The sequence below is a fragment of the Campylobacter sp. CNRCH_2015_1657 genome (assembly GCF_025772685.1).
Lineage (GTDB): Bacteria > Campylobacterota > Campylobacteria > Campylobacterales > Campylobacteraceae > Campylobacter_D > Campylobacter_D lari_D.
Genome location: NZ_JAKMSO010000005.1, coordinates 17,303 through 33,817, shown reverse-complemented (window position 1 = coordinate 33,817; position 16,515 = coordinate 17,303). Strand labels below are relative to the sequence as shown.

The 16,515-nt window shown below is 30.4% G+C and carries 15 protein-coding genes; 13 read left to right on the top strand and 2 right to left on the bottom strand.

Annotated features, from left to right (window positions below; translation table 11 throughout):
• The first annotated feature begins 3 nt into the window (after positions 1–3).
• From lysA to serC, 13 genes are all read left to right on the top strand, one after another.
• Positions 4–1,209: a diaminopimelate decarboxylase gene (gene lysA, locus L8X27_RS04685; protein WP_263681088.1), complete on the top strand. Its 1,206-nt coding sequence runs from the start codon at positions 4–6 to the stop codon at positions 1,207–1,209.
• Position 1,210: 1 nt separating this feature from the next.
• A complete protein-coding gene (locus L8X27_RS04680; protein ID WP_263681087.1) occupies positions 1,211–1,972 on the top strand; it encodes an HAD-IIA family hydrolase in 762 nt (253 codons plus the stop codon).
• Positions 1,969–3,042: a prephenate dehydratase gene (gene pheA / locus L8X27_RS04675; RefSeq protein ID WP_263671232.1), complete on the top strand. Its 1,074-nt coding sequence runs from the start codon at positions 1,969–1,971 to the stop codon at positions 3,040–3,042. The genes L8X27_RS04680 and pheA overlap by 4 nt, the downstream gene beginning before the upstream one ends.
• Positions 3,032–4,123 carry a histidinol-phosphate transaminase gene (gene hisC / locus L8X27_RS04670; RefSeq protein ID WP_263671233.1) on the top strand — a complete coding sequence of 364 codons (1,092 nt, stop codon included), beginning with the start codon at positions 3,032–3,034 and terminating at the stop codon, positions 4,121–4,123. Before pheA ends, hisC begins: the two co-directional genes overlap by 11 nt.
• 14 nt (positions 4,124–4,137) lie before the next feature.
• Positions 4,138–5,823 carry a flagellar basal-body MS-ring/collar protein FliF gene (fliF, locus tag L8X27_RS04665; RefSeq protein ID WP_133319547.1) on the top strand — a complete coding sequence of 562 codons (1,686 nt, stop codon included), beginning with the start codon at positions 4,138–4,140 and terminating at the stop codon, positions 5,821–5,823.
• Positions 5,823–6,851, top strand: a complete 1,029-nt coding sequence (gene fliG / locus L8X27_RS04660) for a flagellar motor switch protein FliG (protein WP_039619192.1) — start codon at positions 5,823–5,825, stop codon at positions 6,849–6,851. The genes fliF and fliG overlap by 1 nt, the downstream gene beginning before the upstream one ends.
• A 4-nt stretch (positions 6,852–6,855) precedes the next feature.
• Positions 6,856–7,668 carry a flagellar assembly protein FliH gene (fliH, locus tag L8X27_RS04655; RefSeq protein WP_220566592.1) on the top strand — a complete coding sequence of 271 codons (813 nt, stop codon included), beginning with the start codon at positions 6,856–6,858 and terminating at the stop codon, positions 7,666–7,668.
• Positions 7,665–9,494, top strand: coding sequence for a 1-deoxy-D-xylulose-5-phosphate synthase (gene dxs, locus L8X27_RS04650; RefSeq protein WP_263681086.1), 1,830 nt, complete (start codon positions 7,665–7,667; stop codon positions 9,492–9,494). The genes fliH and dxs overlap by 4 nt, the downstream gene beginning before the upstream one ends.
• Before the next feature lie 81 nt (positions 9,495–9,575).
• The gene (gene perR / locus L8X27_RS04645; RefSeq protein WP_133319550.1) at positions 9,576–9,989 is read left to right on the top strand and encodes a peroxide-responsive transcriptional repressor PerR; all 414 of its coding nucleotides are present in this window, start codon (positions 9,576–9,578) and stop codon (positions 9,987–9,989) included.
• Between the two features lies 1 nt (position 9,990).
• Entirely contained in the window at positions 9,991–11,175 is a 1,185-nt protein-coding gene (locus tag L8X27_RS04640) for a hypothetical protein (RefSeq protein WP_263664594.1), read from the top strand.
• 7 nt (positions 11,176–11,182) lie between these two features.
• Positions 11,183–11,884, top strand: coding sequence for a bifunctional demethylmenaquinone methyltransferase/2-methoxy-6-polyprenyl-1,4-benzoquinol methylase UbiE (gene ubiE / locus L8X27_RS04635; RefSeq protein ID WP_133319552.1), 702 nt, complete (start codon positions 11,183–11,185; stop codon positions 11,882–11,884).
• Complete coding sequence (gene xseA, locus L8X27_RS04630) at positions 11,881–13,044, top strand: exodeoxyribonuclease VII large subunit (protein ID WP_133319553.1); 1,164 nt, start codon at positions 11,881–11,883, stop codon at positions 13,042–13,044. Before ubiE ends, xseA begins: the two co-directional genes overlap by 4 nt.
• Positions 13,045–13,055: 11 nt before the next feature.
• Positions 13,056–14,132 (top strand): phosphoserine transaminase, encoded by a 1,077-nt coding sequence (gene serC / locus L8X27_RS04625; protein WP_263662790.1) that lies wholly within the window; start codon positions 13,056–13,058, stop codon positions 14,130–14,132.
• Positions 14,133–14,192: 60 nt separating this feature from the next.
• Here the strand turns inward: serC and kcuS are convergent, their stop codons facing one another.
• Both kcuS and L8X27_RS04615 read right to left on the bottom strand, forming a co-directional pair.
• The gene (gene kcuS, locus L8X27_RS04620) at positions 14,193–14,384 is read right to left on the bottom strand and encodes a KCU-star family selenoprotein (RefSeq protein ID WP_133319555.1); all 192 of its coding nucleotides are present in this window, start codon (positions 14,382–14,384) and stop codon (positions 14,193–14,195) included.
• Entirely contained in the window at positions 14,381–16,486 is a 2,106-nt protein-coding gene (locus tag L8X27_RS04615) for a carbon starvation CstA family protein (RefSeq protein WP_263671236.1), read from the bottom strand. Before L8X27_RS04615 ends, kcuS begins: the two co-directional genes overlap by 4 nt.
• Positions 16,487–16,515: the final 29 nt, after the last annotated feature.

Genomic DNA, 16,515 nt, shown 5'->3' with positions numbered 1-16,515 from the left:
TTTATGGATTATTTAAAACTAGCAAAGGAATACAACACACCATTTTATATTTATGATTTTGATAAAATTAAAGAGCGTTTTACAATGTTAAAAGATGCTTTTAAGGCAAGAAAATCACAAATTTTTTATGCAGTCAAAGCAAATTCTAATTTAAGTGTTTTAAAGCTTTTAGCTTCTTTAGATAGTGGGTTTGATTGTGTTAGTGCGGGTGAGATTTATAGAGCTTTAAAAGCAGGGGCTAAAAATTATAAAATTATTTTTAGCGGGGTAGGTAAAAGTGCTGATGAATTAAAATATGCTTTAGAGCAAAACATACTTTATGTAAATTTAGAAAGTTATGAAGAAATGCTTCTTTTGGAGCAAATTGCTAAAGAAAGTCAAAAGATAGCTCGTATAAGTATAAGGGTAAATCCAAATGTAGATGCCAAAACACATCCTTATATTTCTACAGGTTTGCATGAAAATAAATTTGGTGTAGATATAGAAAGTGCTAAAAAAATGTATCTTTATGCTAAAAACTCACAATTTTTAGAGTCAGTTGGAGTGCATTTTCACATAGGTTCACAAATTCTTGATATAAGTAGTATCCATGAGGCCTCAGCGATTGTTGCAAAATTAGTAAAAGAACTTTTAGCTTTGAAAATTAATATTAAATTCTTTGATATAGGCGGGGGTTTAGGGGTTTGTTATAAAGATGAACAAGAGCCAAATTTATATGATTATGCTCAAGGAATTTTAGCAAGTTTGCAAGGTCTTGATGTGTGTATAGGTATGGAACCTGGCAGGTTTTTGGTAGCAAATGCAGGTGAGTTTGTTACTAAAGTTTTATATGAAAAATTTAATGATAAAAAGCGTTTTGTGATTATTGATGGGGCGATGAATGATTTATTGCGTCCAAGTTTATATAGTGCTTATCATGAAATCAAGCTTTTGAGTGAAAATAAAGAAGAAAGTCTTTGTGATATTGTTGGTGGGGTTTGTGAGAGTGGAGATTTTTTAGCTAAAGATAGAAAACTAGCTAAAACAAAAGCAGGAGATTTGATCATAGTTAAAAGTGCAGGTGCATATGGTTTTAGCATGAGTAGTAATTACAATACTCGCAATAGAGTATGTGAGCTAGCTTGTGAAAATGGCAAGGTAAGAATGATTAGAAAAAGAGAAAGTTATGAGGATCAAATTGCTTTAGAGCTTGATTTTTTAAGGGATTAAAATGTTGTTTTTAGATGTGCAAGGAACTTTGATTTCAGATCATGATAAAAGTCCTATAAATGGTGCTTTAGAACTCATTAAATCTTTAAATAAAGAAAAAATTCCTTATGTGATTATTACTAATAACACCAAAAGATTAGATTTTTTAAATTATTTGCAAAATTTGGGTTTTGAAATTAATGAAAAGGTTTATATTGATCCTTTTTGTGTTTTAAAAGATTATTTAAAACCTTGTAAAATAGCAGCTTTTGGGGCAAAAGAATTTTCAGATTCACTTCAAGAGTTAGGTTATGAGCTTGATTATAAAAATCCAAAAGCATTTTTGCTAGCAAGTTATGATGATTTTAAATTTCAAGATTTTGCTAATATGATAGAGTATATTAAAGATGGCGTGCAAGCTATAGCAATGCATGAGGGTAGTATTTATAAGAAAAACTCAAGGCTTTATCCAGGCGTTGGAAGTATCATGTCTATGCTTAAAAATGCATGCGAGTTTGATTATAAAGTGATAGGAAAACCTAGTAAGGCTTTTTATGAAAGTGCTTTAAATTTATTAAAACAGCAAGATTGTAATGTGAGTTTTAAAAAAACTTTAATTATTAGTGATGATTTTAAAGGCGATTTGCTTGGTGCTTATGAGCTTGGTATGCAAACAGGCTTAGTTTTAAGTGGTAAAATTTCTAACACTCAAGGTCTTGATACAACTAAACTTAATTTTGTATATGATAGTATTAAGGATTACTACATATCGAGGTTTAAATGAAAGATATAGAAAAATTACGCAATAAAATCGATACTATCGATGATAAAATTTTGGCTTTGCTTAATGAAAGAATGCTTCATGTTAAAGATATAGGAGTTATTAAACAAAATTTAGGTGGGAGTATTTATAGACCTGAGCGTGAAAGAGCTATTATAAATAGACTTAAAAATTATAATCATGGTTTATTAGATCAAAATGCAATCGAAGCAATTTACCAAGAAATTTTTGCCGTATCAAGAAATTTAGAAATGCCTCAAAGCATAGCTTATTTAGGGCCTGAAGGAAGTTATACGCATCAAGTAGCAAGAACGCGTTTTGGTGCTATGAGTCGTTATACTCCACTTGCAAATATAGAAGATGTTTTTAAAGAATTAGCTCACAAAGAAGCAAAATATGGAGTAGTACCTATAGAAAATAATACAGCAGGTGCAGTGGGTGTGACGCTTGATTGTCTTGGAAAATATGAAGATGTAAAGATTTTTGCTGAAATTTATATGGACATTCATCATTCTTTTGTAAGTATGAGTGAAAATTTAAAAGATATTAAACGCATATATTCTCATCCACAAGGCTATAATCAATGTAGAAATTTTTTAGAAAGTCATGATTTAAGTGAAGTAGAATTTGTAGCAAGCAAATCCACAGCTCATGCGGCTTACTTAGCTTCGCAAGATGTTACTTCAGCTGCGATTTGCTCTAAAATTGCAGCAAAACTTTATAATGTACCTATATTATTTGAAACGATTGAGGATAATTTGGCAAATCGCACTAGGTTTTTGATTTTAAGTGATATAAAAATACCTCAAATGCTTCATTGTAAAACTTCTATCTTAGCACTTGCTGCACACAAACCAGGTGGGCTTAGCGATTTGTTGTATGAGTTTAAAAAAGAGGGGATAAATTTAACAAAACTTGAATCGCGCCCTATAAAAACAAGAGAATTTGTGCATAGTTTTTATATTGATTTTGAAGGACATATTGATGATGAAAATGTCCAAAGAGTATTAAAAAAAGCTGAGCATATAAAATGGCTTGGATCATATTTATCAGGAGAAAGCAATGAAATTTAATCCTTTTTTAGAAGCTATTAAAACTTATGAAAGTGGCAAGGATATGGATTTAGTTGCTAAAGAATATGGTTTAAAAGAAGTTATTAAACTAGCAAGTAATGAAAATCCTTATGGCACAAGCAAAAAAGCTAAAGAAGCCATCATAAATAATGCACATTTAGCTCATTTATATCCTGATGATACTATGAGTGAATTAAAACAAGCTCTAGCACAAAAATATGATATTTTAAAAGAAAATCTCATCATAGGTAGTGGGAGTGATCAAATCATAGAATATATAGTACATGCAAAACTTGATCATTCTAAGGCTTATTTGCAATGTGGGGTTAGTTTTGCTATGTATGAAATTTATGCAAAACAACTAGGAGTTAAGGTTTATAAAACTCCAAGTTTAACCCATGATTTAAATGAGTTATATGAGTTATATCAAAAGCATAAAAATGAAATTAAAGTAATCTTTTTATGCTTGCCAAATAATCCTTTGGGCGAGTGTTTAGACGCAAGTGAGGTTTTTGAGTTTTTAGAGAAAATTGATGAAGATTGTTTGGTGGCCATTGATGGAGCTTATAATGAATTTGCTTCATTTAAAGATAGCAAAAAGCATATTAATCCTAAAGAATTAATCCATAAATTTCAAAATGCAGTATATCTAGGAACCTTTTCTAAGCTTTATGGTTTGGGTGGCATGAGAGTGGGTTATGGTATAGCTTGCAAGGAAATTATCAATGCATTTTATAAATTACGAGCGCCTTTTAATGTGACTAATTTGAGTTTAAAAGCTGCTGTTGCTGCATTAGATGATGATGAGTTTGTGCAAAAAACCTTAGAAAATAATTTTTCACAAATGAAACTTTATGAAGATTTTGCTAAAAATTATAAAATTCGATACATTCCAAGCTATACAAATTTTATTACCTATTTTTTTGATGAAAAAAATAGCACAGATTTATCTGAAAAACTGCTTAAAAACGGTATAATAATAAGAAATTTACAAAGTTATGGTTTAAATGCTGTGCGTATAAGTATAGGTACAGAGTATGAAAATTCAAGGTTTTTTGAAGAGTTTTCTAAAAATTTTTAGTTTGTAGGAAATAAATGGATTATAAAACTATACTGCACCAAGTAGGTCAGCTTTATCAAAATTTAAGTTTAAGACAGCGTATTATTATTGCTGCTTCTATTGTTGTTGTAGTTGGATTTTTAGTATTTTTAACCCTTTTTAGAAGTGGCTCTACAGTAGCTAGCGAAGCTGGATATTCAGTATTATTTGAAAATGCTAATACTAGTGATTCGGCGATGATAGTAACTCAACTTGAAAAAAGTGGAGTTCCTTATATTTTGCGTAATGAAGGAACGATTTTGGTTCCTAATGAACAAGTATATAAACAGCGTTTAGCTATTGCTTCTGCAGGATTATTGCCAAAAGATAATAAAGTAGGCTTTGAGCTTTTTGATAAACAAGAATTTGGAGCCACAGAAGCTGAGCAAAAGGTAAAATACCAAAGAGCATTAGAAGGTGAGCTTGCTAGAACGATTGAAAGTTTAGAGCCTATTCATAGTGCTACGGTTCATATTGCTTTTGCTAAAGATACACTTTTTACCCAACAACAAGTTCCACCAACTGCTTCAGTAGCTTTGACTATAAAAGAAGGTTTAAAGCTTAACAAAAAGCAAATTATGGGGATTAAAAACCTAATCGCTTCTTCAGTAACAAAACTTACTCCAGAAAATGTAAAAATCATGGATCAAAAAGGTATTCCTTTAGATGATGAGGGTGCTTTTGAAAGTGATTTAATTGCTGCTCAAATTAAATATAAAAGAGATCAAGAATATGAATTAGAGCAAAAAATTGTTGCTTCTATTGCTCCATTTGCAGGTGGCTATGATAGGGTAGTAGCAAAGGTTAGTATTGATTATGATTTTTCTAAAGAAGAATCACAAAGTGAAGTATATGATCCAAATACCGTTGTGCGTAGTGAGCAAACCTTGGAAGAGCATAGAGAAGGCTATAAAGATAAAGAAATTCAAGGTGTACCAGGTGCTGTTTCAAACATCGGTCCTGTGGAAGGTTTGGATGATAAAGGTGCGCGCGAGGTTTATACTAAAAATCAAACTACAACTAATAATGAAATTTCTAAAAAAATTACCAACACCACTAAGCAATTTGCAACCATTAAAAGAATTTCTGCAGCTGTTGTGGTAGATGGAAAGTATAAAGTAATTACTGATGATCAGGGAAATATTACTAATGAATATATTCCTTTGAGTGATAAAGAAATTAAAGCGATTGAAAATCTTACTAAAGGTGCCATAGGATTTAATCTTGCTAGAGGTGATGCGGTTGAAGTAAATAATTTGGAATTTCATAGAACAGCTAAAGTTGAAAATAAGGTTCAAACTTTTTATTCAAGATTTGTTGAGCCTTTTATTCCACCTGTTAAGTATGTATTTGCGGCGATTTTGCTTTTTATCTTTTACAAAAAAGTTATTGTGCCATTTTCTCAAAAAATGCTTGCAGATATTAGACTTGAAGAAGAGATGGAAGGTAAGGATGGGCAGATTATTGATGAGGCTGAAGATGCTATTGAAAAATTCAATGCTGCTCGTAGAAAAGTTGAAGAACAGCTTGGTTTTGGAGATAGTTTTGATGAGGATGCATTACAATATGATGTTTTACTTGAAAAATTAAGAGCAGTAGCTAATGAAAAAGGCGAAGAAGTGGCATTATTGTTGCAAAAACTTGTTGAAAATGAAGCTGAATTTGGTGAGAAGGATATCTAATGATAAAGCTTAGCGAAGAACAAAAAATGGTCTATGATGACCTTTCTATGCCAGAAAAGGTTGCTATATTTTTAATCCAACTTGGAGAAGATGTAACGACAGTTTTATTTTCTCATATGGATATTAATGTCATCACTGAAATTTCTCGCTATATTGCTTTAGCAAAAAATGTTGATAAGCCAGTTGCTACTGCTGTACTTGAGGAATTTTATACTTTATTACAATCAAATCAATACTTAAAAAGTGGTGGTTTGGAATATGCAAAAGAAATTTTATTTAGAACTTTTGGTCCTGAAATTGCCAATAAAATTTTGGAAAAACTTACCAAAAGTATGGAAAATAATCAAAATTTTGCTTATCTTTCACAAATTAAACCACAACAACTTGCAGACTTTATCATTAAAGAACACCCGCAAACTATAGCTTTGATTTTAGCTCATATGGATACTACTCAAGCTGCTGAAACTTTGGAATATTTTAGCGATGAATTAAGAGCTGAAGTTGTAATAAGAATGGCAAATCTTGGAGATATATCTCCTTCAATTATCAAAAGAGTATCTGCTGTGCTTGAAAGTAAGCTTGAAAGTCTTACTTCTTATAAAGTTGAAGTGGGTGGTCCAAGAGCAGTTGCTGAAGTGCTTAATCGCTTGGGTCAAAAAGCCTCTAAAACAACACTTTCTTATATTGAGCAAAGTGATGAAAAACTTGCTACAACCATTAAAGATTTAATGTTTACCTTTGATGATATTTCTCAACTTAGTACTAATGCGATTAGAGAAGTTTTAAAAGCTGCTGACAAGCGTGATTTGATGATAGGTTTAAAGGGCGCAAGCGAGGATTTAAAACAAAAATTTATGTCCAATATGTCTACGCGCGCTGCTGAAGCTTTTGTAGAAGAAATGGGCTTTTTGGGTGCTGTGCGTGTTAAAGATGTAGAAGAAGCACAAAGAAAAGTTGTAGAAGTGGTGCAAAAACTTGCAGAACAAGGTCTTATCCAAGTGGGTGAGGCTGATGAGATGATAGAGTAAGATTATGGCAAAATTAACCAATGTAATTTCACCTGAAAATATTTCTGCTCATGTAGTTGAGGGTTATCATTTTAAAGTTATGAGTGAAATGCCCTCTAGTGAAGAACAAAAACAAGAAGAAATTCAAACTATAAATCAAGTCTCTCCCGTCCAAAACACACAACAAGCAGTAGAAAATCAAACAATAGAAGCTACTCCACAAGCCCCACAACCACAAATTCAACCTGATTTTGTTGAAGATTTACTTAAAAAAACTGATGAAATGTCAGGAAATATCATTAAGTTGCAAATGCAGATAGAAAGCCAAGAGGCTGAATTTAACAATCGTTTAAACACAGAATTAGAACATGCAAAGGAAAAATTTACTAAAGAAGGTTATGAACAAGCACAAAAGAATTTTGAAAGTGAATTAGAAGCCTTGAAGGAAAAATACTTAAAAAGCGTAGAAAAGCTTGAAAATACAGTGCAAAATTTAAATGAGTTTTTATCTAAAAATGAAAAAGAATTAGCCGATACAGCTGTAATTATTGCAAAAGAAGTGATTGCAAAAGAGCTCGAAGAAAATTCATCACTTATAGCATTAAATTTAGCAAAAGAACTTATGAGTGAACTTAAAAATGCTACTAAAATAGAATTAAAGTTAAGTCCTGATGATTTTGAATATGTAAAAACACACTTGCAAGAACAAAGCAATATTAAATTTAGTCTTGATGATGCGATTAATAAGGGAAGTATTTTAATATTAAGTGATGCGGGTAATATAGAGTCAAACCTTAACAATCGTTTGCAAAAAATCAAAAACATGGTTAATGAATGATAGATTTAAATAACTTAAATATTAAAAATATGCAAATTAAAGAACTGGAAAATTTAGCTAGTAATTTGCGTGAAGTTATCATAGATACAGTGAGTAAAAATGGTGGACATTTAAGTTCAAATTTAGGTGTAGTTGAACTTAGTATAGGAATGCATTATGTTTTTGATGTGCGAAAAGATCCTTTTATTTTTGATGTTTCACACCAATCTTATCCACATAAGCTTTTAAGTGGTAAGATAGATAATTTTCATACTTTAAGACAATTTAATGGCTTGAGTGGATATACAAAGCCTGATGAGGGGGATTATTTTGTAGCAGGACATTCAAGCACTTCTATATCTTTAGCAGTTGGAGCTTGTAAGGCTATAAGATTAAAAAAAGAAGATCGCTTACCTGTTGTATTAATAGGTGATGGGGCATTAAGTGCAGGTATGGCTTATGAAGCTTTAAATGAGCTTGGCGATAGAGAATATCCTTGTGTGATTATTTTAAATGATAATGAAATGAGTATTTCAAGGCCAATTGGAGCTATTTCAAAATACCTTTCTCAAGCAATGGCAACGCAGTTTTATCAAAAGTTTAAAAAACGCATAGAAAATCTTTTAGAGTATTTTCCTCAAGGCGCATCTTATATGGCAAAGCGTTTTGAAGAGGGTTTAAGACTTATTACACCTGGACTCTTATTTGAAGAATTAGGACTTGAATATATAGGACCTATTGATGGACATAATTTAAATGAAGTTATAAATGCGTTAAATCAAGCTAAAGCTATGAATAAACCTTGTGTAGTGCATGTGCAAACTATCAAAGGCAAAGGTTATACATTAGCTGAAGGTAAAAATGCCAAATGGCATGGAGTAGGTGCTTTTGATAGAAGTAGTGGAGAGAGTTTAAAGGCAAATATGAACAAAAAAAGTGCGACAGAAATTTTTTCAAATACACTTTTAAATTTAGCTCAAAAATATGAAAATATAGTAGGTGTAACTGCTGCTATGCCAAGTGGAACTGGAATAGATAAGCTAATGGAAAAATATCCTGAGCGTTTTTGGGATGTAGCAATTGCAGAACAACATGCAGTTACTTCTATGGCAGCTATGGCTAAAGAAGGTTTTAAGCCTTTTATAGCAATTTATAGCACTTTTATGCAAAGAGCTTATGATCAAGTTATCCATGATTGTGCTATTATGAATTTAAATGTAGTTATTGCTATGGATAGAGCTGGCATAGTAGGAGAAGATGGAGAAACTCATCAAGGTGCTTTTGATGTTAGTTTTTTAAGTGCTATACCAAATATTACTTTAGCGGCTCCAAGAGATGAGGCTATGATGGAAAAAATTATGGAGTATGCTTATTTTCATCAAGGTGTTTTTGCTTTTCGTTATCCTAGAGGTAATTTTTTATTAGATGAAAATTTTAATCCATGTGAGATAAAACTTGCAAAAGCTCAAATTTTATCTAAAGTGCAAAGCGATAAAGTATTTTTAGGTTTTGGTCAGGGTGTGGCTAAGGCAAAACTAGCTTTAGATAAACTTGGTTTAGATTATGCAAGCTTAATAGATTTGATTTTTGCAAAACCTTTAGATGAAGAGCTTTTAAAAGAATTGGCAAAAGATACAAAAACTTGGTTTGTTTTTTCAGATAGTGCTAAGATAGGTGGAGTGGGAAGTTTGATTGCAACTTTCTTGCAAAAAGAAAATCTTTATCATATAAAACTAGTAAGTTTTGAATTTGAAGATCAATTTATAACTCATGGTAAAACAAATGAAGTAGAAAAATTTCTAGAAATTGATGTTGAATCTTTGTGTAAAAAGATTAAAATTTATTAAAAGATAAAAAATATCCTTTAATATAATCATTTTTTTATAAAAAAAGCGTTATACTATATAAAAAATATCGGAGAATTAATAATGGAACTTATTCAATTGCTTAAAAATTGTGATTTAAAAGCTACTCCTCAAAGACTTTGTATTTTAAAAATTTTAAAACGCCATGAACATCCTAATATAGAATCTTTATACGAAAGCATTAAGGAAGAATATCCTTCTATTTCTTTAGCTACAGTGTATAAAAATTTAAATACTTTAAAAGAACAAGGTTTGGTTGTAGAAATCAACACTCCAAATCAAAAAACTTGTTATGATATTTATGAATATCCTCATATACATGTAATTTGTAGCAAATGCAATCATATAGAAGATGTGTGTTATGAAGATAGTGGGATAAATAAATACCAAGAAGATCTTGAGAAAAAAATTGGCAATATTATTGATTATCTTGGCGTATTTGCTTATGTGAATGGTTGTAAAGCTTGTAAAAAATAAAATGGTTTGTGAAGTCCAAAGACGCTTTTTACTCAAAAATGATGACTTTATAAAAATTTTAAAAGAAGAGAAAATTATATATTCTAAGGATAAAATACGCGTTTTCTTTACGCGTATAAGTCCTTTTTGTGATGTTAAATATAAAAAATTTAATAAAAATTATTATCGATTTTCACTTTATAAACTGCATGATATTTTAGATAAAAAAAATCATAAACTTTCTAAAAAAGAATTTAAACAGCAAAGTAAAAAACTTATAGGAAGTGTTATTAAGAAAACTAGAATTAGTTTTGAGATTAATAGTGCTCGATTTTTACTTTATAAGTTTAAAAATAATCTACAAGATTTGGTCATTTTGAAAGTTGTTTTTCCTACTTTTGAAAAAGCAAAGCAATTTAATTTACCTCACTTTTTTAAAAGCTATAAAGAGATTTCAGATGATGAAAATTTCTACAGCAAAAATTTAGCATTATATGGAGATTTTTCTAAAATTTTTGATAGTGCTAGATGTATTAAAATTTTGGATAAACAAGAAGATATTAGCTTACATTTTCCAAATCAAATTCAAAGTTTTGAAGCGGGTAAAATCTTACTTTTTGTACTTTTAAAAAGATTAAAAAATGACAGATTGAATTTTTTACAAAAATTAAATTTTGAAAGTTTTGAGCAATTTTTTGTAAGTCTTAGGCAAATATGCATTTTCTTTGAGCTTTTTAGCACTCTTTTTGAAAAGAGTATTCAAAATAAACTTCAAGATTATATTTTGAATTTGGAAAAACAAATTTGTAATGATAAAATTTGTAAATTTGAATTAGAAAAATATATTTTTATTTTAAGTGATGAAAAAATCAATGATATTTTTCTTGATATGGATTTTATTTTAAAGAATGATTGTAGTTTTTATCAAGGAGAGAAAAATCAAATTTTAAAGTCTTTAGTGGCTTTTAAACTAAGAAAAGAATTAGTTTTTTTAAAGAAAAAAATTGTAAAATCTCAAACAAATCATGAAGAAGAATTAGAAAGAATAAAATTTTTATTATGCTATTTTGCAACTATGTTTGAAGAAAAAAGTATTGAAAAACTAAAAAATTATTTTGAACATAATCATTTAGAACAAATTTCATATGATGAAAATACAATAAAACAAATTGAAAAAAGCATTAAAAAATTAAAAATATATAGTTAGGAAAAACATGCAGAAACAAGAAAAAATAGTCAAAATGTTTGATGATATAGCACCAACTTATGATAAGGCTAATAGAATTTTAAGTTTTGGAAGTGATGTGAGTTGGAGAAAAAAAGCTTGTTTAGATGTTTTTAAATTTTCTAACAATGAACTTGATATTATCGATGTGGCTTGTGGTACAGGCGATATGATTATAGAATGGCAAAATCAAGCCTTAAGGACAAATAAAAATATCATTAGTATAAAAGGGGTTGATCCAAGTGCGGGCATGCTTGAAGTGGCTAAGAAAAAAATTCCTGATGCGACTTTTGTGCAAGCAAAAGCACAAGAACTTCCACTTGAAAGTGAAAGTGCAAATATCATAAGTATAAGTTATGGCATACGCAATGTGGTAGATAGGAAAGAAGCTATAAAAGAATTTGCAAGAGTGTTGAAAAAGGATGGGATTTTACTTGTGCTTGAATTTACTAAAAGAGAGCAGGGTGGTTTTATAGCTGCTTGTAGAGATTTTTACTTAAAAAATATTTTACCAAAAGTGGGTGGATTTATCAGTAAAAATTATAGTGCTTATGAGTATTTACCAAATTCGATAGAAGATTTTTTAAGCAAAGAAGAATTTATTAAAGAATTGAGTGAGTATTTTGAAATGCTAGAGTATAAAAGCTTTAGTTTTGGTGTTTGCTCTATGTTTATTGCAAGAAAAAAATGAAAGTTTCAGAACTTAATCTAAAAGCTAAAAGTTTATTAGAATTTCATCTTGATGATATAGAGCTTAGTGGAGAAATTTCTAAAATTACCATTCATAGTTCAGGACATTGGTATTTTGATTTAAAAGATGAAAAATCAAGCATAGCTTGTGTGATGTTTAAAGGCTTTAATCAGTTTGTCCAAGCTAAACCTAAAGTTGGCGATATGCTTGAACTTAGAGGTTATGTGAGTTTATATGAAGCAAGTGGCAGGTATCAATTTATCGCCAAAAGTATGCAAAAAACAAGTCTTGGAGATTTAGAAGCTAAATTTTTAGCTCTAAAAGAAAAGCTTGAAAAAGAAGGTTTGTTTGATACAAATGTTAAAAAAAGCATTATTAAATTTCCTAAAAAAATAGGCATAATTACTTCTTTTACTTCAGCTGCTTTGCAAGATATGTTAAAGCTAATTTCACAAAAAGAATACAATCTTTGCAAAATAACTATTTTTAATGCCCTTACCCAAGGACAAAGTGCCCCAAATTCTTTAATAAATGCTTTAAAAAAAGCCAATGAGTATAATTTAGATGCGATTATTTTGGCAAGAGGTGGTGGAAGCAGAGAAGATTTGTTTTGTTTTAACGATGAAGAACTTGCAAGATGTATTTTTTCTTTAAAAACGCCTATTGTTTCTGCTATTGGACATGAGATTGATTATGTTATTAGTGATTTTGTAGCAGATTTAAGAGCACCAACTCCAAGTGCAGCTATTGATATGATTTTTCCAAATAAACTAAGCTTAGAACAAGGACTTGATGAGCTTGCTATGCGTTTTAAAAACCAAATGTTAAATCATCTTAAGTTTTATCAAAACAAAATCGATCATTTGCAAAATTTAGCCAAAGCTAAGTCTTTAGAAAATGCTTTTTTTCTTAGAAAACAAAAGCTTGATTTTTTACAAAGCCAACTAAAGAGCGTTTTAAATTTAAAATTATTAAATTATGAAAATAAGCTTGATAATTTTGAGGAACTTTTAACTCAGCAAAAAAATTTCTTTGATAAAAGTAAAAATTTGATAAATTTACAAAAAGATGGCAAAAATATCTCTCTTGAAAAGCTAAAAAAAGGAGATATTATAAAGCTTTGCTCAATAAATGAGAGTAAAGAAGCTCAAATACTATAAAAGGAGATAAAATGAGAGTGATGAATTTTAGTGCAGGTCCTTCAAACCTGCCTGATGAGGTTTTAAAAGAAGCTAGGGAACATTTGTTTGATTATCATGGTAAAGGCTTTTCTATTATGGAAGTTTCTCATCGTGGAAAGGTTTTTGAAGAAGTGCATTTTGAAGCTATCAAAATGGCAAAAGAACTTTATGGTGTAAATGATGATTATGAAGTGCTTTTAATGCAAGGTGGGGCTAGTTTGCAATTTGCTATGATACCTATGAATTTATATATGGGTGGAGTTTGTGAATTTGTTAATACGGGAGTTTGGACTAAAAAGGCTATTAAAGAAGCTGAAATTTTAGGAGTAAATACAAAAATAGTAGCAAGTAGTCAAGAAAGTGAGTTTGATCATATCCCACAATTTGAATTTAGCGATAATGCAGATTATGCTTATATATGCTCTAATAATACCATTTATGGAACTCAATATAAAAGCTATCCAAAGACTAAAAGTCCTTTGATAATTGATGCTTCTAGTGATTTTTTCTCTAAAAAGATAGATTTTTCTAATATTGCTATGCTTTTTGGTGGGGTGCAAAAAAATGCAGGAATTTCAGGGCTTGCTTGTGCTTTTGTGCGTAAAGATATGATAGAGCGTAGTAAAAACAAAAATATACCTAGTATGTTAAAATATAGCGTTTATGCTGAAAATAATTCTTTATTTAATACTCCAGCAACCTTTGCTATATATATGTTTAATCTTGAAATGAAATGGCTTTTAAATCAAGGTGGATTAGACAAAATCAATGAGCAAAATATACAAAAAGCCAAAATTTTATACGATGTGATTGATGAGAGTAATGGTTTTTATAAAGGTCATGCCAAAAAAGAGGATAGATCATTAATGAATGTTAGTTTTAATATAGCTTATGATAAAAACTTAGAGCTAGTTTTTGTAAAAGAAGCTGAAGAAAATGGTATGATAGGTCTTAAAGGACATAAAATTTTAGGTGGAATTCGTGCTAGTATTTATAATTCTATCAGCATTGAAAAGGTTCAAAAGTTAAGTGAATTTATGAAAGCTTTTGCAAAAAAACATGCTTGATTTTTGGTGATTTTCACCAAAAATCATTTGTATAGTAAAAACTTTACTCTTTAATATTTATCAGCATTTTCCTAAGCCACTATTGTATTTTTTTTCAAGAAAATCTTTAAAAAATTCTTTTCTACTTTTACAAGGTGCTTTAGGATGTTTTTCTCTCATATGTTCAAGATATTTATCATAGCTTGCAACTCCAACTAAGGGATGAAAAAACCTTTCGGATTTTTCATACCATAATTTAAGTTTTTTTATCATGTTTTTTCCTTTTTTAATGCTATATAAGGGCTTTCTTTTAAAGGAATGTTTAATTTTTTGATAAAAATTCCAAAGCAAGAAAGTACAACAAGCAAAGTGGTAATCATGAAAAACACACATAAAATTGCATTTATTAAATTGGAATTTTTAGCTTGAGATGCTAATTTTATATCTTTTTTGATTTGCTCGATTATTGCTTCATCTTGTGTTTGAGAAAGTTTTAAATTAAATTCTTGTATTTTTTGCGTATTTATTTGTACAGCAGCAACATGACTTATAGCATTATGGATTGGATCTCCTTCTTTGTAAGGAAGAATTTTTTGAATACCCCCATAAAGTGTTGCGATTAAAACAAAACAAGCAGGTATGAGAGTAATCCAAGTATATCTTGCCTTCCCCATTTTAAATAAAATCGCACTTGCTAAAAGCAATGCCATGCCAGCAAGCATTTGATTACTCACTCCAAAAAGTGGCCATAATGAGTAAATTCCACCTTTTGGATCTATCGCTCCTTGATAGAGAAAATACCCCCATCCACCAACACTTAAAGCTGTTGCAAAAATTCCTGCTAAGGTATTATTGATATTTCCTAAAGGTTTATAAACATTACCCAATATATCTTGAGCCATAAATCTACAAGCTCTTGTCCCAGCATCAACTGCAGTTAAAATAAACAAGGCTTCAAATAAAATAGCAAAGTGATACCAAAAGCCCATTAAATTCACTCCACCAAATAATTCATGTAAAATCAAAGCAACACCTACAGCAAATGTTGGTGCTCCACCAGTTCTTGATAATATGCTTTGTTCGCCTATATTTGTAGTTAAAGTAGTGATTTCTTCAGGAGTTATTTTAAAACCCCAGCTAGAAATAGCAGCAGCTGCATTTGCAACATCTACACCTATAGTAGCAGCAGGCGCATTGATGGCAAAGTAAAGACCAGGGTGTAAAATACAAGCACAAATTAAAGCCATGATGGCCACAGCACTTTCCATAAGCATAGAGCCATATCCAACAGCTAATGCATGAGTTTCATTTTCAAGCATTTTAGGAGTTGTGCCACTTGAAATTAATGCATGAAAACCACTAATAGCTCCGCATGCAATGGTAATAAATAAAAATGGAAAAATTGCTCCAGCAAATACAGGCCCACTTCCATCTAAATATTGAGAATTAATTTTTGGCATTTGAAGATCAGGTGCTACAAATACAATAGCTAAAGCCATAACCACAATAACACCGATTTTTAAAAAAGTTGATAAATAATCTCTTGGAGCAAGTAAAAACCAAACAGGTAAAATTGCAGCTATAAAACCATAAGCCATCATAATAAGCGCTAAAGTTGGTGCATCAAAGGTAAATATTTTCGCCCAATAAGGATCAGCAGCTATTTCACTTCCATAATGTATGGCTAATATGAGCAATATAAAACCTATAATAGAAGCTTCACCAACCCTACCAGGTCTTAAAAATCTCATATAAATTCCCATAAAAACAGCAATAGGAATGGTCATTGCGATGGTAAATAATCCCCATGGAGATTCTGCTAAAGCTTTTACAACAACCATAGCTAAAATCGCAATAATTATAAGCATAATTCCAAATATAGCAATCATTGCTATTGCGCCGATAAATTGTCCTAATTCATCTTTTATCATCTCTCCTAAAGATTTTCCATTACGACGCGTAGATATAAATAAAACTACAAAATCATGTACCGCACCTGCTAAAACACCGCCTATTAATATCCAAAGCATAGAGGGTAAATAACCCATTTGTGCAGCAAGTATAGGACCTACCAAAGGACCAGCTCCTGCGATAGCGGCAAAATGATGTCCAAAAAGTACAATTTTATTTGTAGGGACAAAATCACATCCGTCATTTTTAACCATAGCAGGAGTTGCTCTGTTTTTATCTAGCTCTAGCACCTTATAGGCAATATATCTACCATAAAATCTATACCCTATGATATAAATACATAAAGCAGCAATAACAAGATAAATCGCTGAAATACTTTCGCCATTTTGGAGTGCTAATATGCCAAAACAAACAGCACCGACAATGGCAACAAAAAACCATAATATTTTGTTAGTAATATTCATTTAATTCCTTTGCTTTAGTGAATTTATTT

Bases quoted from the DNA above. Each gene is read 5' to 3' on its own strand.
- L8X27_RS04680 (WP_263681087.1), top strand. From the start codon at position 1,211: ATGTTGTTTTTAGATGTGCAAGGAACTTTGATTTCAGATCATGATAAA.
- L8X27_RS04615 (WP_263671236.1), bottom strand. From the start codon at position 16,486: ATGAATATTACTAACAAAATATTATGGTTTTTTGTTGCCATTGTCGGT.
- ubiE (WP_133319552.1), top strand. From the start codon at position 11,183: ATGCAGAAACAAGAAAAAATAGTCAAAATGTTTGATGATATAGCACCA.
- hisC (WP_263671233.1), top strand. From the start codon at position 3,032: ATGAAATTTAATCCTTTTTTAGAAGCTATTAAAACTTATGAAAGTGGC.
- fliH (WP_220566592.1), top strand. From the start codon at position 6,856: ATGGCAAAATTAACCAATGTAATTTCACCTGAAAATATTTCTGCTCAT.
- serC (WP_263662790.1), top strand. From the start codon at position 13,056: ATGAGAGTGATGAATTTTAGTGCAGGTCCTTCAAACCTGCCTGATGAG.
- kcuS (WP_133319555.1), bottom strand. From the start codon at position 14,384: ATGATAAAAAAACTTAAATTATGGTATGAAAAATCCGAAAGGTTTTTT.
- fliG (WP_039619192.1), top strand. From the start codon at position 5,823: ATGATAAAGCTTAGCGAAGAACAAAAAATGGTCTATGATGACCTTTCT.
- pheA (WP_263671232.1), top strand. From the start codon at position 1,969: ATGAAAGATATAGAAAAATTACGCAATAAAATCGATACTATCGATGAT.
- L8X27_RS04640 (WP_263664594.1), top strand. From the start codon at position 9,991: ATGGTTTGTGAAGTCCAAAGACGCTTTTTACTCAAAAATGATGACTTT.
- fliF (WP_133319547.1), top strand. From the start codon at position 4,138: ATGGATTATAAAACTATACTGCACCAAGTAGGTCAGCTTTATCAAAAT.
- dxs (WP_263681086.1), top strand. From the start codon at position 7,665: ATGATAGATTTAAATAACTTAAATATTAAAAATATGCAAATTAAAGAA.
- xseA (WP_133319553.1), top strand. From the start codon at position 11,881: ATGAAAGTTTCAGAACTTAATCTAAAAGCTAAAAGTTTATTAGAATTT.
- lysA (WP_263681088.1), top strand. From the start codon at position 4: ATGGATTATTTAAAACTAGCAAAGGAATACAACACACCATTTTATATT.
- perR (WP_133319550.1), top strand. From the start codon at position 9,576: ATGGAACTTATTCAATTGCTTAAAAATTGTGATTTAAAAGCTACTCCT.